Here is a 25740-nt window from a genome sequence, read left to right on the forward strand (position 1 = left end):
GACTGCGATGAAAAGGTCAAAACAACGCAATTAATTGCGCCGCTACGGATCGGAAAAGATGGGGCCTAAGACACGGCCACATCGTTGTTTATTTTATGACCGCCCAACCCTTCTGCTTACTGGTTTTCCCAATTCCTGGATTAAAACTGTTGGTGGGATCGAGCTGCTGATAAAACGCCTGCAGCTGCGGTTTCGCCTGATACAGATGGCCCACGTTATGCTCGGCCGGATACTCGGCGCCGCGCGCGGCTAAAATCGCCAGCATCTTCTCTTTTAACGCATGCGCATCCACGCCTTTTTTCACGATGTAATCCTGATGGAACACGTGGCAGAAGAAGTGGCCGTAGTAGAGACGGTGGATCAGATCGTTATCGAACTCGGGCGGCAGTCGTTCAAACCACGCTTCATCATTACGACGCAGCGCGATATCCAGCGCCAGAATGTCTTCCACTTCATCGGCATGCACCGCGTGATAGCGCACCGCAGCACCGGCGGCGGCAAAGCGATGCAGGAACGCGTGCGCGCCCTCTTTGGCGTCACAGGCGAAGAACGCGCCGCCGCCTTCGCGGAAATATTCGGTCAGATAGGCCTGCGCTTCGGCGACGCCGTCGCCGGACATCTTCAGCATCAGGTGATGCTCATATTTGTCGCGATACTGCTTCAGGCGTTTAGGCAGATGCGCCGGTAGCCAGCTGCTGATGCGCTGCAATAAACGATCGGTGAGATGCGGTTTCACCCAGCTCAGCTTGCCCAGCCAGGCATCCACGCGGCCTTTCAGGGTGAAAAACAGCGGCATTTTGTCGGTGCCGAGTTTATCAATCATCACGAAGGTATCTTTGCCGTACACCTCGGCGATGTCGAAAATGTCGCGGTGCATATATTCGCCCGCCACCGGCAGATGGGTAAATTCCGCCAGTATATGGCGGCGAATATCGCCCAGTTCCGCCGGATTATTGGTGCCGATGTAGAACACCTGCTGCTGCGGTTCGGTGGGGAAAGTATCCAGACGCACGGCAAACACCGCCAGCTTACCGGCGCAGCCGGAGGCTTCAAACAGGCGACGCTCATCGGCGTTAAAGCGCGCTGGCGTCTCTGCATGGATATCGCGCACGCGGTCGGCGTATTCATGATCCGAGGCGTGACGTTCATCCCAGCGCACATCGCTCTGCTGCCAGCGATCGTCATCCAGCCGACCCAACATCTCTTCCGGCGAATGGCCGAGATCGATGCCGAGATGGTTCACCAGCTTGAGTTTGCCGCGGGCATCAATCTGCGCAAACAGCGCCATTTCGCTGTAGGCCGGACCGCGTTTGATCAGCGATCCGCCCGAGTTATTGCAAATCCCGCCCATTACCGAGGCGCCAATGCAGGAGGAACCGATCACCGAATGCGGCTCGCGGCCAAGCGGCTTCAGCGCTTTTTCCAGCTGATACAGCGTGCTGCCGGGGAAGGCGAGGATCTGTTTGCCGTTGTCGATCAGCTGCAACTTATCCAGACGCAAGGTGCTGATGATCACCACCGGACGATCGTAATCGTTGCCGTTTGGCGTGGAACCTTCGGTCAGGCCGGTGTTGGCGGCCTGCATCAAAATGATCGCATCGGCGCTCACCAGCGCCTGCAACGCACGCCACAGCTCAAGCAGCGATCCGGGAAAAATCACCGCCAGCGCTTCGCCTTCGCCCGAGCGGAAACCTTTACGGTAGCGCGCGGTCTGTTCCGCGTCGGTTAACAGGTTCGACGATCCGACCAGACGACGCAGTTCGGCGAGCAGAGTAGGGTGCGAAGTGTTGTTATTCATTGGCCTATCCTTGTCTTTAACATGGCGCTTTTACTGTAGCATGCGCCAGCGACAGGAGCGCGGTGTGACATGGCGGCTACCTGCTATCCTCATCTTGTGGCAAACTGCCCCGGTTATTTCGATATTGCGCAGTCACTTAAGAGAACCCGACCTGATGAAATGGATTTACTCTGTTAGCCTCGCTGTCTCCTTAGCCATGCAACCCGCTTTCGCGGACGATCTGTTTGGCCCACATCCGATGACTGAACAGGCGCGCGACGCCTTTGTGAATCAGCTGCTCAGCAAAATGACCCTTGATGAAAAAATCGGGCAGATGCGTTTGATCAGCGTAGGACCGGATACGCCAAAATCGGCGATTCGCGACATGATTCAGCACGGTCAGGTCGGGGCAATTTTTAACACCGTGACGCGTCAGGATATTCGCGCCATGCAGGATCAGGTGATGCAGCTCAGCCGCCTGAAAATTCCGCTGTTCTTCGCCTATGACGTGGTGCACGGTCAGCGCACCATTTTCCCGATTCCACTTGGCCTGGCGGCAAGCTGGGATCTGGATGCCATCGCTGAGGTGGGACGCGTCTCTGCTTATGAAGCCGCGGATGACGGCCTCAACATGACGTGGGCGCCGATGGTTGATGTGTCCCGCGAACCTCGTTGGGGACGCGGCTCGGAAGGATTTGGTGAAGACACCTTCCTCAGCGCGCAAATGGGCAGCAGCATGGTGAAAGCCATGCAGGGCAAAAGCGCGGCGGATCGCTACTCGATCATGACCAGCGTGAAGCACTTCGCGGCCTACGGCGCAGTGGAAGGTGGACGAGATTACAACACCGTCGACATGAGCCCGCAGCGCCTGTTCCAGGATTATCTGCCGCCGTATAAAGCCTCATTGGATGCGGGCAGCGGTGGCGTAATGGTGGCGCTTAACTCATTGAATGGCACACCGGCCACGGCAGACAGTTGGCTGCTGAAAGACATCCTGCGCGGCGACTGGAAGTTCAAAGGCATCACCATTAGCGATCACGGTGCGATTAAAGAACTGATTAAACACGGCGTAGCCAGCGATCCACAGGATGCGGTGCGCATTGCGATGAAATCAGGCATCGACATGAGCATGAGCGACGAGTACTACAGCAAATATCTGCCGGGCCTGGTGAAGAGCGGCGCGGTGAGCATGGCGGAAGTGGACGATGCCGCGCGCCATGTGCTGAACGTCAAATATGACATGGGCTTGTTTAACGATCCTTACAGTCATTTAGGGCCGAAAGAGAGTGATCCGCAGGACACCAATGCGGAAAGCCGTTTGCATCGCGCCGAAGCGCGTGACGTGGCGCGTAAAAGCATTGTGCTGCTGAAAAACTGGCGCGAAACGCTGCCGCTGAAAAAAGACGCCACCATTGCGTTGGTGGGTCCGCTAGCGGATAGCCAGCGCGACATCATGGGCAGCTGGTCGGCCGCCGGCGTGGCGAAACAGTCGATTCCGCTGCTGCAAGGCGTGCGCAATGCGATGGCGGGCAAAGGCACGGTGCTGTACGCCAAAGGCGCTAACATCATCGACAACAAAGGCATTCAGGACTTCCTCAATCTGTATGAGCAGGCGGTCAGCGTGGACAAGCGTTCACCGCAGGAGCTGATTGACGAAGCGGTAGCGCAGGCGAAAAAAGCTGATGTGGTGGTGGCTGCCGTGGGTGAAGCGCAGGGCATGGCGCACGAAGCCTCCAGCCGCAGCGATTTGGTGATCCCGGAAAGTCAGCAGAAGCTGCTGGCCGCACTGAAGGCCACCGGCAAACCGCTGGTGATCGTGCTGATGAACGGCCGTCCGCTGACGGTGGTGAAGGAAGATCAGCAAGCCGATGCGATGCTGGAAACCTGGTTTAGCGGTACTGAAGGCGGCAACGCGATCGCCGATGTGCTGTTCGGCGATTACAACCCGTCGGGCAAGCTGCCGGTCTCCTTCCCGCGTTCGGTGGGCCAGATTCCGATTTATTACAACCACTTGCCAACCGGTCGTCCCTACAACTTCGTCAAGCCGAACAAGTACACCTCGCACTACTACGATGCGGTGAACGGTCCGCTTTATCCGTTTGGTTACGGCCTGAGCTACACCAGCTTCACGGTGTCGCCAGTGAAGATGTCGTCACGCACTATGCCGCGTAACGGCTCGGTGGAAGCGTCAGTGACCGTGACCAATAGCGGTAAACGCGATGGTGCAACCGTGGTGCAGCTCTATCTCAACGATCCGGTCGCCAGCATTAGCCGTCCGGTGCAGGAGCTGCGCGGCTTCCAGCGCATCATGCTGAAAGCCGGTGAATCGCAGACCGTGAAGTTTAAGATCGACGTTGATGCGCTGAAATTCTGGAACCAGAAGATGCAGCAGGTTGCCGAGCCAGGCAAATTCAACGTGATGATTGGACTGGATTCAGTGCGGACGCAGGATGCGCAGTTTGATTATCTGTAATCGCTGATGCCCCTCACCCTAACCCTCTCCCGCACGCGGGAGAGGGAACCGATGGGTGCGGTATTCAATCCCGGCTCGATCCTCTCCCTCTCCCGCGTGCGGGAGAGCGCCGGGGTGAGGGCAACAACCGCACAAGCACAACCCCATGAACATCCGCGAACGCATCCAACAGCAAGTCTTCCGCCTCAACGGCCTGTCACTCAATGAATTCGACATCTCGCAACCGCCTGGCGATCCCGGTTTATTTGGCCCGGACCACGTTATCTGGCGCGTCCATGGCGACTTCCCCTCGATGCTGTGCGGCGGTATCAGCGCCTTAATGCTGCAGATGCTGCATCCGGCGGCGCTGGCGGGCGTGTGGGATCACTCCAATTTCCGGCAGGACATGATGGGCCGCCTGCGGCGCACCAGCCAGTTTATCGCCGTCACCACCTTCGGTAACACCGCCGATGCCAACATCCTCATCGACCGCGTCAAACGGATTCATCTGCGCGTCACCGGTGTCGATAACGCGGGCAAGCCGTATGCCGCCAGCGATCCGCATCTGCTCACCTGGGTACACGTCGCGGAAACCAGCCGTTTTCTGGCGGCGCATCTGCGCTACAAAAATCCGCAGCTCAGCCTGGCCGATCAGGATCGTTACTATCAGGAAGCGGCATTAGTTGCCGAGGCGCTTGGCGCACAGCGGGTGCCGAAAAGCGTGCAGGCGGTTGAGGCGTATCTACAACTGATGCGGCCCGAGTTGCTCTGTGATGCGCGCACGCTGGAGGTGATGCAATTGCTGATTAACGCGCCTGCACCCAGCTGGCAGGCGAGACCGGCAATGCGCGTGATGCTGAAAGCGGGGATGGGATTGTTGCCTGACTGGGCACAACAGCAGATTCAGCAGCCGGTTGGGCCGCTGACGCAGTGGCGTGTGGATCGGGAAATGGCGGTGATTGCCGGGCTGCTGCGCTGGTCGATTCAGCGCGGCGCTTATACCCGCGCCATGCAGCGCATGGGCCGCTAAGCGTTACAAATGCAGCTCATCCTCTTTCTGCGTGTAGGTGCGCGGTGTGCGCGCTTCACGTTTTAGTGCCTGCTGACGTTGCTGATAATGGTGCAGCATCATGCCAAGTCCGAGGCCAATCAGCGCCAGCGGCAGCAGGCTGTAATAGATATCAAGCGGTAATAACACCAGCAACGCCACGCCGCCTAGCAATAGCGTCAGCGACGTCATCACCCATGTATAACGGATAAACAGCCACACCAACATCGCGAAAATAACCACGTCACGCAGGTTCAGATCGAGGTTTTGCAGCACCATGATGGCAGCTCCAAAGAGGTGAATGCGCAAACCATATCACGCGAAATGGTAAAAGAATCGCAAATTAATCTGAAGCTTGTCAGCGTGTTAAGCGGCAATTGATAAGCCGCACTCATCTTTCCCGTCTGGCACTTTGAGAGTTTTACCCTTGTGTCACATGGCACGAGTGCCGATCCTGCTCTATTCTCGGGGAAAATGGATTCCTCCAGGTAATATCGAGGCGTTATGACCCACCAACCTCTGATTGCTGAGGTGCCGAATCAGCAACACACACTAACCGCGATCGTCGAGCAGGATGCGCGTACGGCCTATTTTTATATCTGGCCGAATGACCTGTTTCGCAGCCAATACGCGGTGCGCGGCTGCTGGCTGCGTAACCTGCTGCCTGCGCCCGCGCAGGAAGATCGTGAAGCGATGGAGCAGGGCATCGCGCCGCTGCTGAGTGCCGAGTATTGCCGCACGCTGGAAGCCGAGCCGATGCTCGATCCCGCCGGCTTACAGGTGCTGTGGGAGCCCAGCGACGACGGCGCCGCGCTGTGGTATTACGGCCAGCTGCTGGCGGTGATCCCTGGCTGGAGCCTGTATCAGGATAAGCAGGTGAGTTTTTCTGCTGCCTGCATCAAAGAGAATCGCCTGACCGCACCGCTGGGATCGGCCTCCACCAACGATTACTACGCGCGCGCTGAACAGCAGCGTCACTTCTGGCGTGACTGGCACGACGGACACTTGTGGGATGTGGTGCAGCGCGAGCTGATGCAGTGTTATCAGGCGCAGTTTGGCGAATCGGTAAAATATTACTCCATCGATCAAGGCAACTGGCCGCCAATGGCGATTTCACAGCACTTGCACAATGGCGTTTGGTATTTCCTGACGCTTGGCATGGGGATCCGTCCGATGCCGCAGGTGGATCACCTGTTTGACGAGCTGGCGCCGCAGTATCGCCGCGTCGAGCTGGCGATGGCGGTGGACGGTGAAGTGATGACCGAAGCCAATGCGGTGCAGATGGCGAGCGCGCTGGCTGAGTTTGCCCATCTGCCGTGGGCGCGCCTGACCTGGATTGGCGAAGGGCATACGCTGGCGTCGGAAGTGGCGCCGGTTGGCTTTGAAAGCTTCCTGCTGGCCAACGATCTCGCTCCCGAAGCGGCGCAATTCCGACTGCCGAAACGCGATGGCTACCGCGTGAATCTGCTGTGGTCCACGCCAATTACCGAAGCCGAACGCCAGTTTGCGCAGGCTGACGATCGCGGTGGGCAGCAGCTGCTGCAACGTTTGCTGGCGGACGGCAATAATCATGTGTTCCGGCCGCGCCAGGAAGTGGTTGAAACTCCCGCTCCGTAAATCAGGTCGGCATCGATGCCGACCCTACGATTTTAAATTATCACCCAAATCAACTATTTCACTGCTTTGTGATCGTGCTCACCTCAAGTTCCCCATTAACACGCCGTTAACCTCGATCAGGCAACTCGCCAACCAGGGTAAGGGCACACATAATGTTCAAAACAACACAATCCAGTTTCACCGCGACGCTGGTCGCCTTTTTTGCCGGTCTGATGCTGGTTACCGTGCTGGTAATTAATCAGTTTATCGCTCCGCAACTCTCCGAAAATGAAAGTCGTCTGGTACGTTACGAAGTGGACGGCCTGGCCGGACGCATCGTCGAGCAGATGAACCGCGTACAGGCACAGCAGCGCGCCATTACCGAAGCCGCAGGTGTGATGGATAGCGCAGCCATTGATACCTTGCTGCCCGCCTTAGTTAACCAATATCAGGACAGCAACGTGTTCGGCGGTGGCATCTGGCCGTTACCGAACCGTCGCGATCCGGCCAAAGAGAAAGACAGTTCGTTCTTTGCGCGCAACGCCAGTAACCAGCTGCAGGTCAACACTTACTGGAACTCGGACGCCGCCGACAAATACTGGGAGCAATCCTGGTACAAAGATGGTTTGAGCGCGCCGAAGGGCCAGTGCGCATGGGCAAAAGCCTATCAGGATGCTGCCAGCCCGCAGCCACGTACCAACTGCGCAATGGCGATCTATCGCGATGGCACCGTATGGGGCGTAGCGACCATCGACGTGACGCTCGGCTTCTTCAACCAACTGGCAAAACAGATGGGTGAGGCGATTCAGGGCCGCGTACTGATCGTTGAAGCCGATGGCAAAGTGGTCGGTAACGCCGCGCTGGTGGATGGTGCGCCGAAGCTGGAAAACCTCGCCGATACCCAGCTGCCGATGGCGTCCGCGTTAAAAGGTCTGTTAGCGCAGGCGGGCAGCCAGCCCGCGCAAACCACCTTCGCAGGTGAAGATGGCGAACACACGCTGTTCGTGCAGGCGATTGCCGGCAGCCCGTGGTATCTCGCCAGCGATGTGCCGTCGAGCTTGCTGGATGCGCAAACTCATAGCATGTTGACGCGTCTGGGTCTGGTGCAGATTCCGCTGGCGGTGATCCTGCTGCTGGTGCTGCTGGGCTTTGTGCGCGCCATGATGAAACGGCTCGCGGTGCTGAACAGCAACATTGAAGCCTTATCGACCGGCGGTGCCGATTTGACGCAGCGTCTGCCCGCCAGTAATAGCCCGGAATTCAACGCCGTGGCGCAGAGCTTCAACCAGTTCATCGCCTATCTGCAAGGCCTGATGCGTCAGGTGGGCGATAGCGCGCTGGCGATTACGGCGGCTTCGCGTGAAATTGCCAGCGGCAACGCCGATCTCTCGGCGCGTACCGAATCGCAGGCCAGTTCGATTGTTGAAACGGCAGCATCGATGGAAGAGCTGACCGGCACGGTACGTCAGAACGCCGATAACGCCACGCATGCGAATCAGCTGGCGGATGGCGCGTCGCAGGTTGCGGCACGCGGTACCGAAGTGGTGCGTCAGGTGGTCACCACCATGGGCGCGATTAATCACTCTTCGCGCAAAGTGGTTGATATCATCAGCGTCATCGACAGCATCGCCTTCCAGACCAACATCCTGGCGCTGAACGCCGCGGTAGAGGCGGCGCGCGCAGGTGAACAGGGGCGCGGTTTTGCCGTGGTGGCCTCGGAAGTGCGCAACCTGGCACAGCGCTCGGCTAACTCGGCGCGTGAAATTAAGAAGCTGATTGAGGAGTCGGTGGCGAATATTGATACCGGCAGCCAACTGGTGGAGCAGGCCGGGCAAACCATGGATGAGCTGATGCAGGGCGTCAGCAGCGTGACCACGCTGATGAGCGAAATCATGTCAGCGAGCCGCGAGCAGAGCATGGGCATCGATCAGGTTAACGTGGCGATTACCCAGCTGGACGGCAGCACTCAGCAGAACGCCGCGCTGGTCGAGCAGGTTTCAGCCGCCGCGCAGTCGATGCAGCAGCAAAGCGTGCAGCTGGAGCAGGTGGTACAAAGCTTTAAGCTGTAAGTTTTGTGGAGAAGGTCGCCATGCATGGCGGCCTTCTCACACACCGCACACATCTTCTCTATTAACGCCATTCCCCGCTTTTTTATGCTGAATTCTCCGCAGGCTGCTACGCTTTAATGTGCCCACGTTAACGCACGGAATGTGCGCTATTTCCTCCATCAACCCTTTGGAGGTTGTGTACAATAGCTGCGAATTTTCCGAAGGAGTTGTCATGCCCGCCATTGAAGTTATTCTCGTTGACCACCTCGATCGCCCTATCGGCAAAATGGAAAAGCTGGAAGTGCATGAAAAAGGATTGCTGCATCGCGCGGTGACGGTTTACGTGTTCAATTCGCGCCATGAAGTGCTGCTGCAACGCCGTGCCAGCACTAAATATCACTGTGGTGGATTGTGGAGTAACACCTGCTGCAGTCATCCCTATCCGCAGGAATCCACGCGCGATGCCGCCGAGCGCCGTTTGCGTGAAGAGATGGGCATGAATGTTGCGTTAACGCCGGTGTTTGAGCTGAGCTACAACCTGCCGCTGAGTAACGGCTTGACCGAGCATGAATATGGCCACGTGTTCTTCGCCATCAGCGATGAGCAGCCGGTCCTCAACCCGGAAGAGGCGGATGCATGGTGCTATCGCTCGATTGCGCAGATTCAGCAGGAGATGCAGGAGAATCCGGCGCAGTTCACGCCGTGGTTTTTGCATACCTTCCCGCGCATTCCCAATACGCTGGGCGAGTTTCGCCTGACGGCTTAAAGACGAAGGTCGCCATTTATGGCGACCTCTGTTAATCCATCACTGAAAATCTTCCGCATCCACGTCGTAACCCGACGGCTCCCAGCGAATCGCCAGTAGCGCCAGTAAGCCAATCAGCGGCGCAAGGAAAATCACCCAGAACACGCCGGTACCAAACGCCGCCACCAGCAGCGGGAAGGTGAACAGCGACACGGTGGAACTGCCGCGCATCAGCGTCTGGTTGAAGCCAACGCCTACGCCGCGCAGCGAAGCCGGATAGCTTAGCGAGGCAAATGTCATGGTGTGCGAGCCGGGACCAAACCCCTGACCAAACAGGAACAGCGCCAGCATGGCAATCGCCACCGCCGCCTGTTCGCCGCCTTCCGGACGACCAATCAACGCCAATCCCAGCAGCGCCACGCACTGACAAGCGTAACCGGCCACCGACATCTTCCACGCGCCGAGACGCGGCACCAGCCGCACCGCCAGCAAGCCGCCGACAAAGGCAAACAGCAGATTCAGCGCCAGCGATACCAGAATGGTGGTCAGCATCGATTGCGCAAAGAAGCTGGAGATAATCACCGGCAGGCCAAACGCCACCGCGTTATAGGCAAACGACGAGGCGATGGAGGTGACGGTTGCCAGAATGGTACGACGACGATAGACGCCCTGCAGCAGCGCGCCGTAGTTGCGCCAGCTGGCTTTCCGTACCGCTTTCTGCGGCGTCAGATCGGCGTCATCCGCCACCTGCGCGTTGATGTTGTAAGAGTTGCGCAGAATCTCCGCCGCGCCTGTGAGGTTGCCCTGATTGGCTGCCCAAATCGGCGATTCACTCATGTAACGGCTGCGAATAGCGATGATCAGCAGCGCAGGCACCGCACCAAAACCCAGAATCAAACGCCACAGCCAATCGGTGTGGCTTTCGGGCAACACCGCATACAGCAGCAGGACCAGCAGGTAGGAAATACTGATCGCCGCGTACCATGTCGGACACCACATCGCCACGCTGGCGGCCTTATTGCCTTGCCCGCGCAGCTTCGAAAACTCGGCGAGAAACGCCATCGCCACCGGTAAGTCGATCCCGACGCCGAGGCCCATCACAAAGCGCGCACCGGCCAGCACATATTCGTTTGGCGCGAACGCACAGGCTAACGCTGCCACCACGAAGAAAAACATGTCGGCCATAAACACGCGATAGCGACCTATTTTGTCGGTGAGGTAGCCGCCAATCAGCGCCCCGACAATCGCACCAAAGGTAATCGCCGATGCCACCATGCCGGTGCCTGCGGGCGTCAGCTGGAACTCGCGCGTCACGTCTTTGATGCCAAACGCCAATGCGCCGAGATCGTAGGCGTCAAGGAACACGCCGCCCAACGCAATGGCGATCACGATGCGCGCGTTGCTGCGTGATTCGTTGCTGTTGTTCACCAGCCCGGAGACATCGGCCGCGCTGCGGATCCATTTGGTCTCACCGGTGGGGACATTCCCTGCCTGCGCGGCATGCGCTGGAGAAGCTAAGTCGGTCATGATGTTTTGTAATTTATTGTAATGAGTGGGACTGTGAGCATAAGCCGCCGTCTTAACATCGAAAATTCCAATTGGTTATATGTGCTGCGTTTTGGTTATAACCGATAGGCAATTGATAGCAAAAAAAGCACGAAGTAAGCCGCTTGACCGCGCCTATCCCCATTCGCCAGGCTACGCTTGATAGTCACACAATGAAAACAAATGAGGGAAGCGGGATGATAAAGCAGGGTTTATTGGGAATGATGGCATTGGCAATGAGCATGGGTGCAGCGCAGGCGGCGGATTCGGTGAAAGTCGGTTCCAAAATTGATACCGAAGGCTCGCTACTCGGCAACATTATTCTGCAGGTGCTGGACAAACATGGGGTAAAAACCGTCAATAAAATCCAGCTCGGTACCACGCAAGTGGTGCGCGGCGCGATCACCGCCGGTGAGCTGGATATCTACCCGGAATACACCGGCAATGGCGCATTCTTCTTCAACGATGAAAAAGACACGGCGTGGAAGAACGCTCAGCAGGGCTACGAGAAGGTGAAAAAACTCGACGCCGAGAAAAATCATCTGGTGTGGCTGACGCCCGCGCCAGCTAACAATACCTGGACGATTGCGGTGCGCGGCGACGTGGCGCAGAAGAACAACCTCAACACGCTGGACGATCTCAGCGCTTACCTGAAAAAAGGCGGCACTTTCAAACTGGCTGCCTCGGCGGAATTTATTGAACGCAGCGATGCGTTACCGGCGTTTGAAAAAGCCTACAACTTCAAACTGGAGCAGGCGCAGCTGCTGTCGCTGGCCGGTGGCGACACCGCCGTGACCATCAAAGCGGCGGCGCAGCAAACCTCTGGCGTGAACGCGGCGATGGCGTACGGCACCGACGGTCCGGTAGCGGCGCTGGGCCTGCAAACGCTGAGCGATCCGAAAGGCGTGCAGCCGATTTATGCCCCTGCGCCGGTGATCCGCGAAAGCGTGCTCAAACAATATCCGGACATCGGCAACTGGCTGCAGCCGGTCTTCAGCAAGCTGGATGAGAAAACCCTGCAGCAGCTGAATGCGCAGATCGCGGTGGATGGTCAGGATGCCAGCCAGGTCGCGAAACAGTGGCTACAGACCAATAAGTTGCTGTAAGCAGTGTCGTCGTTGTTATTCCGACCGCGCCAGCAGCCGGTGCTGCTGGTGTTAATCGCGCTTATCACGCTGGCGCTGTTTGCCTTGCCGCTATTGAGCTTTGCCGCCAATCGGCTGGTCTCTGGCCTGCCGCTGACGTTATGGCAGGTGACCAACAGCATACTGCTGTTCATCCCGTTGCTGTGGCTGTGGCAGAGCTTGTGGTGGCCGCCGCGCCGCATTCACGCGATATCGGTGCTGCTGGCGGCGGAAGTGCTGCTGGCCTTACTCATCTGGCTGGCCGGACAACAGGCCACGCAACTGGCGAACAGCGGGAGCCCGCTGGCGCGCACCGCGTTTGGCAGCGGCTTGTGGTGTGCGGCGGCGCTGGCGCTGCTGCTGGCGGCGGAAGCGGTCCGGCAAATCACCCGCAGTACCCCGTGGCGCATTGTGCTCAACCTGCAAATCTGGCTGCCGCCGCTGGCGCTGTTACTCAGCGGTCATCTTGATCGTCTCTCGCTTTTGAAAGAGTACGCCAACCGCACGGCGGTGTTTGATGCGGCCTTCACGCAGCATTTGTGGCTGCTGGGCGGCACGCTGCTGCAGACGGTAATCATCGGATTGCCGCTCGGGCTGGCGATTGCGCGGCGTCCGCGCTGGCAGAATGCCGCATTTAGCGTGCTTAACCTGATTCAAACGGTGCCGTCGGTGGCGCTGTTCGGTTTACTGATTGCGCCGCTGGCGGGATTGGTGGCGCATTTTCCGCTGCTGGCCCGTTGGGGCATCAGCGGCATCGGTATTGCGCCGGCCTTGATTGCGCTGGTGCTCTACGCGCTGCTGCCGCTGGTGCGCAGCGTGGTGGCCGGTTTGCAGCAGGTGCCGCAGGAAGTGCGTGAAACCGCGCGCGGCATGGGCATGAGCGCGTGGCAACAGTTCTGGCACGCCGAACTGCCGCTGGCGCTGCCGGTGTGGCTCTCCGGGCTACGCGTGGTAGTGGTGCAAACCGTGGGCCTGGCGGTGGTCGCGGCGCTGATTGGGGCGGGCGGATTCGGCGCCATTGTTTTTCAGGGATTGCTCAGCAGCGCGCTGGATCTGGTGCTGCTGGGCGTGATTCCGGTGGTGGCGCTGGCGGTGATTTTTGATGCGCTGCTGCGTTTACTGTCGGCACTGCTGGAGAGACGTCATGATTGAATTTCACCAGGTGAGCAAAGTGTTCGCTGGCAAAGAGGCGATACGTAACCTGTCGCTGAAGATTGAGAAGGGCAGTTTTACCGTGCTGATTGGCACCTCCGGTTCGGGCAAATCGACCACGCTGAAGATGATCAACCGGCTGGTGGAGCACGACAGCGGCGAAATCCGTTTTGCCGGAGAAGCCATCGAAACCATGGATGCGCGCGCGTTGCGCCGCCGCATCGGTTATGCCATTCAGTCGATTGGCCTGTTTCCGCACTGGAACGTGGCGAAGAACATCGGCACCGTGCCCTCGCTGCTCGGCTGGCCGCAGGCGAAGATCACTCAACGCGTCGATGAGCTGCTGGCGCTGCTCAATCTCGACAGCCATCTGGCGACGCGCATGCCGCATCAGCTGTCGGGCGGACAGCAGCAGCGCGTCGGCGTGGCGCGTGCGCTGGCGGCCGATCCCGAGTTGCTGCTGATGGATGAACCTTTCGGCGCGCTCGATCCGGTTAACCGTCTGGCGTTGCAACACGAGATGCTGCGCATTCAGAAAATGTCCGGTCGCACCGTGGTGCTTGTGACGCACGACATCGACGAAGCGCTGACGCTGGCCGATCAGCTGGTGCTGATGGACGGCGGCGAAATCGTGCAGCAGGGCAGGCCAATCGATCTGCTGACGCAGCCGGTGAACGACTTTGCCCGCGAGTTCTTTGGTCGCAGCGAGCTCGGCGTGCGTTTGCTGGCGCTGGGACGTGCGGGCAGCGCGGCGCGACGCGGTGAATGGCTGGACGCCGAACCGATTGCCGAATCGCTGACGCTGCGTGAAGCGCTGTCGCAATTTATTGCGCGCCGTACCGATAAATTGCCGGTGATCGATCAGCAGCAACAGCCGCTGGGCGTGCTGCACTTCAGCGATCTGCTGCGCCAGCGGGAGGCGAGCTGATGCGGCTGTTACGCGATCCGCTCTACTGGCTGCTGGCGGCCTTTCTGCTGCTGCTGTGGGGCTTGCCGCACAGCGGTCCGCTGTTTGCTCACTGGTTTCCACAGCTCGAGCGTCCGCTGTATCAGCAGGAGAGTTTCTGGCGGCTGGCGCTGGCGCATCTGGCGTTGGTGGTCAGCGGCAGCCTGCTGGCGTTGCTGGTCGGCGTTGCCTGTGCGGTGTTTGCTACGCGTCACGCCGGGCGCGCCTTTCGTCCGCTGCTGGAAACCGTGGCGGCGGCCGGGCAAACCTTTCCGCCGGTTGCGGTGTTAGCGATTGCGGTGCCAGTGATGGGGTTTGGTGCCACGCCCGCGGTAATGGCGCTGTTTCTCTACGGCTTGCTACCGATTTTGCAGGGCACGCTGGCAGGTTTAGATAGCGTACCGGCCAGCAATCGTGAAATCGCGGTCGGCCTCGGCATGGGGCCGTGGCGACGCTTGTGGCAGATTGAGCTGGCGCTGGCGGCACCGGTGATCATGGCGGGCGTGCGAACCTCGGTGATGATCAACATCGGCACGGCAACTATCGCCTCCACGGTGGGCGCGGAGAGTCTGGGATCGCCGGTGATTATCGGTCTTAGCGGCTTTAACACCGCCTATGTGATTCAGGGCGCGCTGCTGGTGGCGCTGCTGGCGTTGATTTGCGATCGCCTGCTAGAGCGCGTGCAGCGCAAACTTAGTGGGTATGCACAATGAGGCTGTAGCCGACCAGCATCATGCCACCCATGCCGCCAAGCGCCATGATGGCAAACAGGGAACCGATAAGGAGTTTATTCCAGTTCATGAGGAGACCTGAGAAAAGAAATTTAGGGCGGCATGATAACGCGCACACCACGCCAGGCAAAGGCCGTGTGTGCGATTTTACTTATGCGGGATCGTGCAGGTGAATGGCAAAACCCTGCGCCTGCCAGTGTTCAAACTGCTCGACCTGACGACGCGTCGGCTTTTTACCGGTCCAGATAAACAGGTTTTGTCCGGGGAATAACTCAGGGCGCGGCATGTCCAGCGGCTCCGCCAACACATCCATGCGCCAGCCTTGCTGCGACAAACGCCAGGCTTCCAGCCAGATGCGGGTACGATCTTCCACCGCCCAACCCAGCATCAAGGCATCTTTACCGGCTTTTTTACGTCCACAGGCCAGACAAAACGCCACATAATCAATCAGCGCGCCATCAAGCAGACTGCACATGGTGCGCGCGGTGTTCTGATCTAAACCAAGACGCTGGCGAACCGGCACGAACACGTGATCGATTAACGCATCCACCGGATGTTCCCGGCCAATATTGGCAATTTTAACGCGCAATTTCGCCGGGCGAACGTGGCGCAGTACGCTCATCAACTCTTCCTGCAGCGCCGACCAACCGTCATCCACATTGACCGTCGCGCCTTCCAGCAACGCTTTCACTTTGCCAACGGGCACACCACTCTCTATCCAGCGTTTTATCTCTTCGATACGCTGAACATCTTCATCATCAAACTGCCGATGACCACCTTCGGTACGCTGGGGTTTTAACAGACCGTAACGTCGCTGCCAGGCGCGAAGCGTTACCGGGTTGATTCCACAGCGTTCGGCCACATCCCCGATACTGTATAAGGCCATAAAGTCCTCAAAAATTCTGACCTGCATAACAACACCTTAACCCCCACGACTGGGTTGTACAATGATTTTTTAATTGTACAACTTGACCGCTTTATTTATTTAAGGTCATATCTCATATGTGAGATTTATTTCCCGTATATGAGAGGTGAAGATGTCTGCTTCGGATACCGACGATCGACTGGCGGCGCGACTGGCTGAATTACGCGTACAACGCGGTTGGTCATTAGATGAATTGGCGATGGCGACCGGCATCAGTCGGGCGTCGTTGTCGCGCATTGAACGCGCCGAAACGAGCCCCACAGCCGCTTTGCTTAACCGCCTTTGCGTGGCCTACGGCTTGACCATGTCGCGCCTGCTGAGCGAGGTGGAAGAGGAGGCCGCGCTGCTGCTGAAAGCGGCGCAACAGCCGGTATGGCGCGATGACGCCAGCGGCTTCCAGCGCCGCAACGTATCACCGCCCGCCAGCCACTTTAAAGCGGAAGTGGTGGAAGGTGTGCTGCGTCCTGGCGCGCGCATTGATTACGATGCGCCGCCGATTCAGGGACTGGAGCAGCACATCTGGCTGCAATCAGGCGAGCTGACCATCAGCATGGACAATCAGCACTGGACGCTGCAGGCAGGCGACTGTCTGCGCTTTAATCTCACCGGCAAATCCGCGTTTGCCGCCCATGCCGAAGGCGGCGCGCGCTACATTTTGGTGGTATGCAAACCATGATTGACATCGAACCTCTCAGCGCCACCCAGGCGCAGCCGCTGCTGGCGGCATTGTGTGATGTGCTGCAGGGCTGCGTCGCCGATGGCGCCAGCGTGGGCTTTATTGATGCAGACGATCGCGCGGCCATTGAGCGCTTCTGGCAGGACAAAATTTACAGCCTGGCGAGCGGCGACAATCAGCTGCTGGTGGCGTATCAGCAGGGCGTGATTGTGGCGACGGTGATGGTGGGATTCAGCGCAATGCCGAACGGTCGCCATCGGGCGGAGATCAGTAAGCTGCTGGTGCATCCCCGCGCCAGACGTCAGGGCATCGCGCGCCGCCTGATGCAGCAAGCCGAACAGCTGGCGGCACAGCAGGGAAAAACCCTGCTGGTGCTGGATACGCGCAGCGGCGACGTGGCAACGGATCTCTATTTGTCGATGGATTGGCAGATTGCTGGGTCGATTCCGTTCTATGCGGAGTCAACCGAAGGTGTGCTGGATGCGACTACGGTGATGTTTAAGGTGTTGGGGTGATTGTGATTGTGATTGTGATTGTGCCTGCTGTCCCCCATCCCGGCCTTCCCCCACAAGTGGGGGAAGGAGACGCTGCCACATGCAGCTTCATCACTGACATATGGCAGCATCTTCCTCCCCCATTTATGGGGGAGGACCGAGGAGGGGGACAGCGAGCACAGACCGGGGAAAGCGAGCACAAACCTGGACGGACAGCGAGCACAGACCGGGGACAGCAAGCACAATCCCAAAATGCACCAACTCAGTGCGGTCCTTCCGCCTCGCCAATCCCCAGCGCCTGCATAAACAGCCGGATAATCGGGTTTATTTTGCGGCCCTTCTTCATCATCAAACAAAACGGGTTTTCACGGCGAGTCGAATCATCACCCAACTCACACAGCTGCCCACGCGCAATAAACGCGGCGGCATAATGTTCCGGTAAATAACCAATAAAATGGCCGGTTAAAATTAGCATGGCGACAGATTCAACCTGAACCGCCTGCGCGCCGCTGTCCTGTAAGGGAATGATGCGACGATCGTCGCGCGGCGTCACATATAAATGATTAATAATTTTCTGCTCACGTAATATGTCCAGCGATATATTTTTATCGCACGATCCAGAATATAAAGGATGTGACATGGAGCAATATAATTTTGAATATTCCTTATAAAGCGGGAAGTAATCAAAATCACTTTTCATTTCATAAACCGGTGCAATACCACAATGAAAACGGCCTTCGCTGATGCCGCGCTCAATATCATCTAATTGCGCGGTTTGCAGTCGAATTTGTACCTTTGGCGCTTTCTGGTGCAGCTGTTGCACCGCTGCGGTGACCGGAGATTGCGGATCGGAGATGGTGTTATCCACCACGCAAATGGCAATGTCGCCCAGCAGTTCGTTGCGGCTGTTGTGCAGCCGCTCGCGAAACAGATTCAGCGAGACGAACAGCTCCAGCGTGGCCTGGTAGACGTTGATGCCGTACTGCGTCAGCTCAAAACCTTCGCGTCCGCGGCTGCATAACGTCATACCGAGACGAATTTCCAGATCGGAAACCTGTTTACTGATCGCCGCCAGACCAATATTCAATTCGTGGCTGGCAGCGGTTAATCCGCCCGCTTCTACCACGCATTTAAATACCCGCAGTAATTTTAAATCGATATTACTCAGTGCCAGAACCGCATTATCGCTGCGATTATTTGCATTGTTTCCGGACTGGGAAACTTTACTTTCCATTTTTGCTATTCAACTCCGGAATAATTGCGGTGAAAGTACAGTGAACCTGAAATAGGCCCTATTTACCAGTGTAGCCATAAAATAAGTTTTTATTATTTCAACTGGCTCATCCATATCTTTTTCATATCGCTGATGATTATCTGTAAGGGGAAATAGCATGTCTGATAATGCCGAACTGTTATGGGGCGCGCGTTTTAAAGCGGCACCGGCGGCGAGTTTAACCGCGCTGTCTCGTAGCCCGGATTATTACTTTGCATTGGCACCTTACGATCTGGCGGGCTGCCGGGCGCATGCCCGTGAACTGGCGCGCGGCGAGTTGCTGAGCGCCGAAGAGCTCAGCACCATGCTGGCGGCCATTGACGCGTTAGACGCCGATTATCGCGCCGGTCAGCTGCATCCGATTGCCGCCGACGAAGATGTGCACACCTTTATCGAACGCGCGCTGACCGAGCGTTTAGGTCCGCTGGGCGGCAAGCTGCGCGCCGGGCGTTCGCGTAACGATCAAACCGTTAACGACCTGCGTCTTTACCTGCGCGACAACGGTCGCAAGGTGGTGAGCGCGCTGCTGGCCTTGCAGCAGGCGCTGGTCGAGCAGGCGGCACAGCACACCGAAAGCGTCGCGCCCGGTTTCACGCATCTGCAGCAGGCGCAGCCGATTGTTTTTGGTCATCAACTTTTGGCTCACGCGCAATCCTTTGCCCGCGATATTGAACGTATGCAAGATTGGGATCGCCGCAGCGCACGCTGTCCGCTCGGTGCCGCTGCGATGGCCGGTTCCGCCATTGCGCGCCAGCCGGAGCAGGCCGCCGCCGATCTTTCCTATCTCGCGCCGTGCGAAAACTCCATTGATGCCGTTGCCAGCCGCGACTATGCCGCTGAATTCCTGTTTGTCACCAGCATGATCGGCATCAACCTGTCACGCCTGTGCGAAGAAGTGTGCATGTGGGCATCGCGCCAGTTCCGCTGGGTCGAGCTGCACGACAGCTACGCCACCGGCAGCTCCATCATGCCGCAGAAGAAAAACCCGGACATCGCCGAACTGACGCGCGGCCGCGCTGGCCGCCTGGTCGGCAATCTGATGGCGCTGCTCACCACCATGAAAGCGATGCCGCTCTCCTACAACCGCGATCTCAGCGACGACAAACGCAACGTGATTGATGCGGTGGATACGCTGCTGCTGGTGCTACCGGCGATGGCAGGCATGATGGCGACGCTGAAATTCAACACCGACGTGATGCGCGAGCAGGCACCGGACGGCTTCACGCTGGCGACCGAAGTGGCCGACTGGCTTGCGATGCGCGGTGTGCCGTTCCGCGAAGCGCATGAGATCACCGGCCAGCTGGTGCAATTGTGCGAGCGCGAAAACTGCGGTCTGTCGGATCTCAGCGATGCGCAACTGCAGGCGGTGGATGTCCGCTTAACGCCGGAGGTGCGCAGTGCGCTGACGCTGGAAGCCGCGCTGGCGGCCCGTAGCGGCTACGGCGGTACCGCACCGGCACGCGTACGTGAGCAGCTGGCACGTCTGCAAACCTTGATGCAGGATCAGCAGCGCTGGACCGAAGATTACGCTGGCCCACGCGCCTGAGGAGAACTTATGTCGCAATCAACGCCGATTGAGCCGGGTTTGAACAACAGCCGCGAGCAGACGCATTACGATCTCGATCGTTACCAAGTGGTGCCGCGCCGTTACTACGGCCGTATCACCGCGTCGGCGGTGATTCTGCTGCTGCTGGCGCTGCTGGTAAACGCCTTTGCGCACGGCAATATCGAATGGTCGTTTGTCGGCCAGTTCTTTACCGCCCAGGCGATTCTTAACGGCGTGGTCAACACGCTGATCATGTCGGTGCTGGCGATGGGGCTCGGCGTACTGTTTGGCGTCATCACCGCCATCATGTACATGTCGCCGAATCCGGTGCTGCACTACATCGCCGTGGGCTACGCGTGGATTTTTCGCGGCACGCCGCTGATTCTGCAGCTGCTGCTGTGGTTCAACCTCGCGCTGGTGTTTCCCACCATCAGCATTCCCGGCGTGTTCAGCGTGCAAACCGTCACCATCATGACGCCGTTCCTCGCCGCGCTGCTCGGTTTGAGCATCAATCAGGGCGCGTACACCTCGGAAGTGGTGCGCGCGGGCCTGCTGTCGGTGGATACCGGGCAATACGAAGCGGCGAAAGCCATCGGCATGCCGCGTCTGCAGGCGCTGCAGCGCATCATTCTGCCGCAGGCGATGCGCGTGATTCTGCCGCCGGTCGGCAACGAATTTATCAGCATGATCAAAACCACCAGCCTCGCCAGCATGATTCAGTACTCCGAACTGCTCTACAACACGCAAACCATCTACTTCGCCAACGCGCGCGTCATGGAACTACTGTTCGTGGCAGGCATTTGGTACCTGATTGTGGTCACGGTGTTGTCGTTTGGACAGAGCCGACTGGAACGTTATTTCTCACGCGGCCATCGTCAGCGTCAGTAATCAGGAGCCCAACATGAGAAACATCGTGCGCGCCGTTAAGGTGAACAAATATTTCGACCAGTTCCACGCCCTGAAGGATGTCAGCCTCGAAGTGAACTACGGCGAGGTGATGTGCATCCTCGGCCCATCCGGTTCCGGCAAAAGCACCTTTTTGCGCTGCATTAACCAGCTGGAAAAGGTCGATAAAGGCGGGATTTGGGTTGACAACGAGCTGGCGGGCTATCGCATCGCCGGTAACAAACTCCATGCGCTGAGCGACAAACAGATTGCGCGCCAGCGCCTGCAAACCGGCATGGTATTCCAGCGTTTTAACCTGTTCCCACACAAAACCGCGCTGGAGAACATCATCGAAGGGCCGTGTCGCGTGCTGCTGCGCCCAAGGCGCGAAGCCAGCGAAGAGGCGATGGCGCTGCTCGATCGCGTTGGTCTGGCGCACAAAGCGCACGACTATCCGCAGTCGCTCTCCGGCGGCCAGCAGCAGCGCGTGGCGATTGCTCGTGCGCTGGCGATGAAACCCAAACTGATGCTGTTTGACGAACCCACCTCGGCGCTGGATCCGGAGATGGTGGGCGAAGTGCTGGCGGTGATGCGTCAGCTGGCAAAAGAGGGCACCACCATGCTGGTGGTCACCCACGAAATGGGCTTTGCCCGTGAGGTGGCCAATCAGGTGGTGTTTATGGACGAGGGACGGATTATCGAGCAGGGCGCACCGGAAGACATTCTGCTGAACCCGCAAAATCCACGGATGAAAAACTTTATTAACGCGATTCTTCTTTAAACATTACCGGGGTGAATATGAAAAAGCTGTTATTGAGTGCCATCAGTGCCGCCGTATTGCTTCAATCCTCTGCCTGGGCAGACATCGCCGTACCCGCGGCGATCAAAGAGAAAGGGCTGACGGTAGCGATCATGCCGAACTATCCGCCAATGGATTTTAAAGATCCGGCGACCAACCAGCTGACCGGCGTGGATTACGACCTCGGCCAGGCGATTGGTGAAAAACTCGGCGTGAAGATCAACTGGCAGGAGATCGCCTTCGAACAGATGGTGAACGCGGTGGTGACCAGGCGCGTCGATCTGGTGATGTCCGGCATGACGGACACCAAAGAGCGTCAGCAGGTGGTGAACTTTATCGACTACTTCAAAACCGGCCCGCAGTTCTACACCCAATCCGCGCGCAGCGACATCAACAGCGCGATGGATCTGTGCGGTAAGAAAGTCGGTACCAGCCGTCGCACCACCTTCCCGCAGGAGATTGCCAACTGGTCAAAAGCGCACTGTGAAGCGGCCGGTAAGCCGGCGATCATTGTGGTAGGTGCTGAAGGCACCGCCGATGCGCGCACCCAGCTGCGTCAGAACCGTCTGGATGGCGTGGTGCAGGGCAGTGAAACGCTGCCGTACATCATGGATCTGGAAAAGGGCAAATATAAGGCGCTGGATAAAGCCTTCTCCTTCCAGTACACCGGCATGGCGATTGGTAAAGATGCGGGCGAGCTGACCACCGCGATTCAGGCGGCTATCGACGCGATGATTGCCGATGGCACTTACCAGAAAATCCTCGGCAAATGGGGTCTGGCAGACAACGGCGTGGCGAAGGCGACCGTCAACCAGGGCTAAGGAGCGCGCAGATGCAACAACCGGGCGCAGTGCGCTGGCCGCAGGGTAAACGCGGCTGTATGGCGCTGGCGTTTGACCTCGACGGTCCCACCGGCGATGCCATGCTGAATGGCAGCCTGTGGTCAACGCCAGAGTATTTTACTTTTGGGGCTTACGGGCCGTACCGCGCGCTCGGGCGTCTGCTTGACCTGCTGCGCGCCTTCCACCTTCCCGCCACCTTCTTTGTGCCGGCGTGGGTGGTGGAGCAGTGGCCGCAGCAGTGTCAGGCAATTATCGAACAGGGCCACGAAGTGGCCTATCACGGCTATCGCCACGAATCCTTTTGGGCGATTTCACCGGATGAACAGCGCGCAGTCATGGCGAAATCCGCTGAAATCTTTCACCAACATCTGGGCATTACCGCCTGCGGTTTTCGTACGCCGTCGGGCGACTGGCATGCCGAAACGCCACAAATCCTGCGTGACGCGGGCGTGATCTACTCCAGCAGCATGCGCGGCGACGATCGTCCTTACAGCATTCCGGTGGCGGGCCATACGCCGCTGGTGGAGATCCCCGGCAAGTGGGAGATGGATGATTACGCCTCGCTGGCCTACACGCGCCAGCCCGACTTCCCCAAAGGTGGCGATCGCATCGCCAGCTATGCGCACACGCGTGATAACTGGCAGCGCGAGTTTGATGGCGCGATGGATGAAGGCTTGTGCCTCACCACGCTGTTCCACCCGAAAATCTCCGGCCAGCCGGGACGCTTGCTGCTGCTGGAACAGCTGTTTGCACATATGACGGCGCGCGATGACGTTTGGTTTGCGCGCTGCGACGCGGTGGCGCAGTGGTATTTGCAGGAGCAACAGCATGACTGAACCTTCACGCTGGCCGCTGGGTTTCCAGTCGGCGGCGATCCTCACCATCGATTTCAACGATATTCACGGCATTCTCACTCAGGCACCGGCGGTGGCGGGGCGCGATAAAACGCTGTCGGTGTGGCGCTACGGCACGCTGCGCGGCGTCGATCGCCTGCTGGCACTGCTGGCAGAAAAGCAGCTCAAAGCCAGCTGGTGTATGCCCGCGATTGTTGCCGAACAGCAGCCGGAACTGGTGCAGCGTATCGTGACCGGCGGCCATGAAATCGCCTGCAGTGGCGATATCCACGAAGATTTCTCGCTGCTGACGCTGGAGCAGCAGATCGCCAGCGTGACGCGCGGCTGCGACAAACTGGCGCAGATAACCGGGCGCAAAATCACGGGGTTCCGCACGCCCGCCGGGCAGTGGAAACCGGGACTGGCGCAGGCGTTGATCGCACGCGGTATTCAATGGTCCTCCAGCTGGCGCGGCGACGATTTGCCGTACTTCCATCCCGGTACGCGCCTGGTGGAATTACCGATGCACTACACGCTGGAAGATGAGCCGTACTTCGCCTTCAACCTCAGCCCGGCTATTCCGCCGGGACAATCGCGCATCGCGCCGTATGGCGAAACCCTGGCGAATATGACGCAGGATTTCCACGGCTTCCACCGCTTTGGCCTGTGCTACTTGCTGCGCCTGCATCCGGAAATCATCGGCACCGCCGGACGTATTGGCCTGCTGCGGGCGCTGCTCGACATGCTGCAACAGCACAATGTGTGGATTGCCACCGCTGAGCAGGCGGCGGCGCACTGGCAGACGCAGCCGGATAACGATGTCTGCCATCCGGCGGAGGTGTTTACCCGCATCACTGGAGGTGCGCATGGCGAACTCGCTTAATCAACTGGCGGCCTTTATCGCCGGGACGCGTTTTGCACAACTGCCTGAACCGCTGGTGGAGCAGGCGAAACGCCATCAGCTCGATACGCTCGGTGCTTCGCTGGCGGGCTGCGACAGCCCGATCTGGCGCGAGTGTCTGGCGCTGGTGCAGGCCGAAGGTGGCCGCGAACAGGCGCAGATTTGGGGCAGCGCGCAGCAGGCCAGTCCGCGTCAGGCGGCGTGGCTGAACGGCGTGGCGGCGCACATGTATGAACTCGACGATACCGGCGGCTGCGATCACTCCGGTGCGGTGGTGATCCCGGCGCTGCTGGCGGCTTTGCCGCTGGCGACGCAGCCGGTGGACGGGCAAGCGCTGCTGGTGGCGATGGTGATCGGCTATGACGTCGGCCGCCGCGTGCTAGAAGCCTGCGGCGGTTACTCGGCGCACAACGGCGCAGGCTGGCACTCTACCGCCAGTTGCGGGGTGTTTGGTGCGGCGGCGGCGGTCTGTTCGCTGCTGCAGCTCGACCGCGCGCAGTGTGCGTCCGCGCTGGGCATTGCCGCCAGCTTCAGCGGCGGTTTGTGGGGCTTTATTCACGACGGATCGCACACCAAAAAACTGCATGCCGCGCGCGCAGCAGAAGGCGGCGTGCAGGCCGCGCTGCTGGCACAACGCGGTATCAGCGGCCCTTCAGCGGTGTTTGAACCACGCTGGGGCGGCTTCCTGCAAACCTTAGCGGCGGAAACACAGCAGCCGCAGGCCTTGACGGCCGATCTCGGCGAGGTGTGGAAACTGGCGCGCTGCTCGATCAAACCTTACGCTTCGTGCCGTGGCACCCACGCGGCTATTGATGCGCTGGGAATCCTGCTGCAACAGCATAATGTGCGGGTTGAGCAGATTGCGCGCATCGTGGTGGGCGTTAATCCGTTCCTGCTGGAGATGTGCGGCGGACGCGAGTTACACAGCCTGGCGGCGGCGCAGATGAGCCTGCCGTATGCGCTGGCGGCGCGCGCACTGTACGGCTCGGCGGATCTGGCCAGTTATGACGACGCCAAGCGCCTGCATCCTGATGTGGAAGCGTTGCTGGCACGTATTGAGCTGGTGATCGATGAGCAGCAGAGCCGCGACGACGAGCCGTGGGTGCGGCTGGAAACCGGGCAGGGCGCGCAGTGGCAGCAGCATGTGCCGGTGCCGTCAGGCGCGCCAACCAATCCGCTCACGCTGGATGCCTTGCTGGCGAAATACCGCAGTTTGGCCGCGCGCGTATTGCCGCTGGAGCAGGTCGAACAGCTCGAGGCGGTGTGTCTGGAGCTGGATGAAGTGGCGGATGTGCGGGAAGTGGTGGGGTTGTTGGGGATTGGGTGATTTTTTTTCTTTTTGGTGTGTGCTCGCTGTCCCGTTGGTAGGTGCACGCTGTCCCCCTCCTCGGTCCTCCCCCAT

At 58.9% G+C, this 25740-nt stretch carries 23 protein-coding genes; 18 read left to right on the plus strand and 5 right to left on the minus strand.

From position 1 onward, the window contains the following. Positions 1-88 precede the first annotated feature (88 nt). Complete coding sequence (dld, locus tag DEU53_RS01095; protein WP_110865778.1) at positions 89-1798, minus strand: D-lactate dehydrogenase; 1710 nt, start codon at positions 1796-1798, stop codon at positions 89-91. Between the two features lie 154 nt (positions 1799-1952). Here dld and bglX point away from each other — a divergent pair, with 154 nt between their 5' ends. Together bglX and DEU53_RS01105 are read left to right on the plus strand one after the other, a co-directional pair. After that, the gene (bglX, locus tag DEU53_RS01100) at positions 1953-4250 is read left to right on the plus strand and encodes a beta-glucosidase BglX (protein ID WP_110865779.1); all 2298 of its coding nucleotides are present in this window, start codon (positions 1953-1955) and stop codon (positions 4248-4250) included. Positions 4251-4395: 145 nt separating this feature from the next. Beyond that, entirely contained in the window at positions 4396-5259 is an 864-nt protein-coding gene (locus tag DEU53_RS01105; protein ID WP_101763154.1) for an oxygenase MpaB family protein, read from the plus strand. Between the two features lie 3 nt (positions 5260-5262). On the opposite strand, the gene DEU53_RS01110 is transcribed toward DEU53_RS01105, so the two are convergent. After that, positions 5263-5556, minus strand: coding sequence for a hypothetical protein (locus DEU53_RS01110; protein WP_110865780.1), 294 nt, complete (start codon positions 5554-5556; stop codon positions 5263-5265). A gap of 225 nt (positions 5557-5781) precedes the next feature. On the opposite strand from DEU53_RS01110, the gene DEU53_RS01115 reads away from it, so the two are divergent. From DEU53_RS01115 to idi, 3 genes are all read left to right on the plus strand, one after another. Beyond that, entirely contained in the window at positions 5782-6894 is a 1113-nt protein-coding gene (locus DEU53_RS01115; RefSeq protein ID WP_110865781.1) for a suppressor of fused domain protein, read from the plus strand. A gap of 152 nt (positions 6895-7046) precedes the next feature. After that, on the plus strand, positions 7047-8942 hold the full coding sequence (locus tag DEU53_RS01120; RefSeq protein ID WP_110865782.1) for a methyl-accepting chemotaxis protein: 1896 nt from the start codon (positions 7047-7049) through the stop codon (positions 8940-8942). A gap of 211 nt (positions 8943-9153) precedes the next feature. Beyond that, positions 9154-9687 (plus strand): isopentenyl-diphosphate Delta-isomerase, encoded by a 534-nt coding sequence (gene idi, locus DEU53_RS01125; protein WP_101763150.1) that lies wholly within the window; start codon positions 9154-9156, stop codon positions 9685-9687. Between the two features lie 39 nt (positions 9688-9726). Here the strand turns inward: idi and DEU53_RS01130 are convergent, their stop codons facing one another. Next, positions 9727-11193 carry an MFS transporter gene (locus DEU53_RS01130; RefSeq protein ID WP_110865783.1) on the minus strand — a complete coding sequence of 489 codons (1467 nt, stop codon included), beginning with the start codon at positions 11191-11193 and terminating at the stop codon, positions 9727-9729. A gap of 215 nt (positions 11194-11408) precedes the next feature. Between DEU53_RS01130 and DEU53_RS01135 the strand changes: the two genes are divergently transcribed. The 4 genes from DEU53_RS01135 to DEU53_RS01150 are packed head-to-tail and all read left to right on the plus strand — an operon-like array spanning position 11409 to position 15146. Next, complete coding sequence (locus DEU53_RS01135; RefSeq protein WP_110865784.1) at positions 11409-12317, plus strand: ABC transporter substrate-binding protein; 909 nt, start codon at positions 11409-11411, stop codon at positions 12315-12317. A 3-nt stretch (positions 12318-12320) separates the two neighbouring features. Continuing rightward, positions 12321-13487: an ABC transporter permease gene (locus DEU53_RS01140; RefSeq protein ID WP_110865785.1), complete on the plus strand. Its 1167-nt coding sequence runs from the start codon at positions 12321-12323 to the stop codon at positions 13485-13487. After that, positions 13480-14415, plus strand: a complete 936-nt coding sequence (locus DEU53_RS01145; protein ID WP_110865786.1) for an ABC transporter ATP-binding protein — start codon at positions 13480-13482, stop codon at positions 14413-14415. Before DEU53_RS01140 ends, DEU53_RS01145 begins: the two co-directional genes overlap by 8 nt. Beyond that, a complete protein-coding gene (locus DEU53_RS01150) occupies positions 14415-15146 on the plus strand; it encodes an ABC transporter permease (RefSeq protein ID WP_110865787.1) in 732 nt (243 codons plus the stop codon). Before DEU53_RS01145 ends, DEU53_RS01150 begins: the two co-directional genes overlap by 1 nt. Positions 15147-15315: 169 nt before the next feature. On the opposite strand, the gene DEU53_RS01155 is transcribed toward DEU53_RS01150, so the two are convergent. Next, positions 15316-16050, minus strand: coding sequence for a MerR family transcriptional regulator (locus tag DEU53_RS01155; RefSeq protein ID WP_101763312.1), 735 nt, complete (start codon positions 16048-16050; stop codon positions 15316-15318). A 151-nt stretch (positions 16051-16201) separates the two neighbouring features. On the opposite strand from DEU53_RS01155, the gene DEU53_RS01160 reads away from it, so the two are divergent. Together DEU53_RS01160 and DEU53_RS01165 are read left to right on the plus strand one after the other, a co-directional pair. Then, on the plus strand, positions 16202-16765 hold the full coding sequence (locus DEU53_RS01160; protein WP_110865788.1) for a helix-turn-helix domain-containing protein: 564 nt from the start codon (positions 16202-16204) through the stop codon (positions 16763-16765). Beyond that, positions 16762-17280: a GNAT family N-acetyltransferase gene (locus tag DEU53_RS01165; protein ID WP_110866429.1), complete on the plus strand. Its 519-nt coding sequence runs from the start codon at positions 16762-16764 to the stop codon at positions 17278-17280. The genes DEU53_RS01160 and DEU53_RS01165 overlap by 4 nt, the downstream gene beginning before the upstream one ends. Positions 17281-17521: 241 nt before the next feature. Here the strand turns inward: DEU53_RS01165 and DEU53_RS01175 are convergent, their stop codons facing one another. Next, positions 17522-18493: a LysR family transcriptional regulator gene (locus DEU53_RS01175; protein ID WP_110865789.1), complete on the minus strand. Its 972-nt coding sequence runs from the start codon at positions 18491-18493 to the stop codon at positions 17522-17524. A gap of 157 nt (positions 18494-18650) precedes the next feature. Between DEU53_RS01175 and argH the strand changes: the two genes are divergently transcribed. The 7 genes from argH to DEU53_RS01210 are packed head-to-tail and all read left to right on the plus strand — an operon-like array spanning position 18651 to position 25665. Beyond that, positions 18651-20078, plus strand: a complete 1428-nt coding sequence (argH, locus tag DEU53_RS01180; protein WP_110865790.1) for an argininosuccinate lyase — start codon at positions 18651-18653, stop codon at positions 20076-20078. Between the two features lie 9 nt (positions 20079-20087). Next, positions 20088-20966 carry an amino acid ABC transporter permease gene (locus DEU53_RS01185; RefSeq protein WP_101763141.1) on the plus strand — a complete coding sequence of 293 codons (879 nt, stop codon included), beginning with the start codon at positions 20088-20090 and terminating at the stop codon, positions 20964-20966. A gap of 13 nt (positions 20967-20979) precedes the next feature. After that, entirely contained in the window at positions 20980-21744 is a 765-nt protein-coding gene (locus tag DEU53_RS01190; RefSeq protein WP_008102604.1) for an amino acid ABC transporter ATP-binding protein, read from the plus strand. 17 nt (positions 21745-21761) lie between these two features. Further along, positions 21762-22583, plus strand: coding sequence for an ABC transporter substrate-binding protein (locus DEU53_RS01195; RefSeq protein WP_110865791.1), 822 nt, complete (start codon positions 21762-21764; stop codon positions 22581-22583). An 11-nt stretch (positions 22584-22594) separates the two neighbouring features. After that, a complete protein-coding gene (locus DEU53_RS01200) occupies positions 22595-23440 on the plus strand; it encodes a polysaccharide deacetylase (RefSeq protein ID WP_110865792.1) in 846 nt (281 codons plus the stop codon). Beyond that, positions 23433-24320, plus strand: coding sequence for a polysaccharide deacetylase (locus tag DEU53_RS01205; RefSeq protein ID WP_110865793.1), 888 nt, complete (start codon positions 23433-23435; stop codon positions 24318-24320). The genes DEU53_RS01200 and DEU53_RS01205 overlap by 8 nt, the downstream gene beginning before the upstream one ends. Further along, positions 24304-25665: an MmgE/PrpD family protein gene (locus tag DEU53_RS01210; protein WP_110865794.1), complete on the plus strand. Its 1362-nt coding sequence runs from the start codon at positions 24304-24306 to the stop codon at positions 25663-25665. Before DEU53_RS01205 ends, DEU53_RS01210 begins: the two co-directional genes overlap by 17 nt. Positions 25666-25740: the final 75 nt, after the last annotated feature.

It is taken from the genome of Pantoea sp. AG1095, assembly GCF_003208415.1.
Lineage (GTDB): Bacteria > Pseudomonadota > Gammaproteobacteria > Enterobacterales > Enterobacteriaceae > Pantoea > Pantoea leporis.